1 protein-coding gene is annotated in these 587 nt (G+C 66.1%); it reads left to right on the top strand.

What is annotated here, in order from left to right:
* Positions 1 to 587 (top strand): formate--tetrahydrofolate ligase (locus ACTFO6_RS17485; RefSeq protein WP_439935706.1); only part of this gene is annotated, 587 nt, incomplete at both ends.

The raw sequence follows: 587 nt of genomic DNA, 5'->3' as shown, positions 1-587 counted from the left end.
AGCCTCAAGTCGCGCCGCGACGGCAAGCTCATCCTGGTGACCGCGATCAGTCCCACCCCCGCAGGGGAGGGCAAGACCACCACCACGGTGGGGCTAGGCGATGCGCTGAACCGCATTGGCAAGAAAGCGATCATCTGCCTGCGCGAGCCCTCTTTGGGGCCGGTCTTTGGGGTCAAAGGGGGGGCGGCGGGCGGCGGCTACGCCCAGGTGGTGCCCATGGAGGACATCAACCTGCATTTCACTGGCGACTTCAACGCCATTGCGCTGGCCAACAACCTCCTGGCGGCCATGGTGGACAACCATGTCCACCATGGCAACGAGCTGGGCATCGACGTGCGGCGCATCGCCTGGAAGCGGGTGATGGACATGAACGACCGGGCGCTGCGCGACATCGTGGTCTCCCTGGGGGGCCCCGGCAACGGCTACCCGCGCGAGGACGGCTTCGATATCGTGGTCGCCTCCGAGGTCATGGCCATTTTCTGCCTGGCCACCAGCTTGAAGGACCTCAAAGAGCGGCTGGGCAACATCGTGGTGGGCTACACCCGGGAGCAGAAGCCGGTGCGGGCGCGGGACTTAAACGCCCACGG

It is taken from the genome of Pelomicrobium sp. G1, from assembly GCF_051905455.1.
In the GTDB taxonomy this organism is placed as follows: domain Bacteria; phylum Pseudomonadota; class Gammaproteobacteria; order Burkholderiales; family UBA6910; genus Pelomicrobium.
This window is presented reverse-complemented; position numbering and strand designations above follow the sequence as displayed.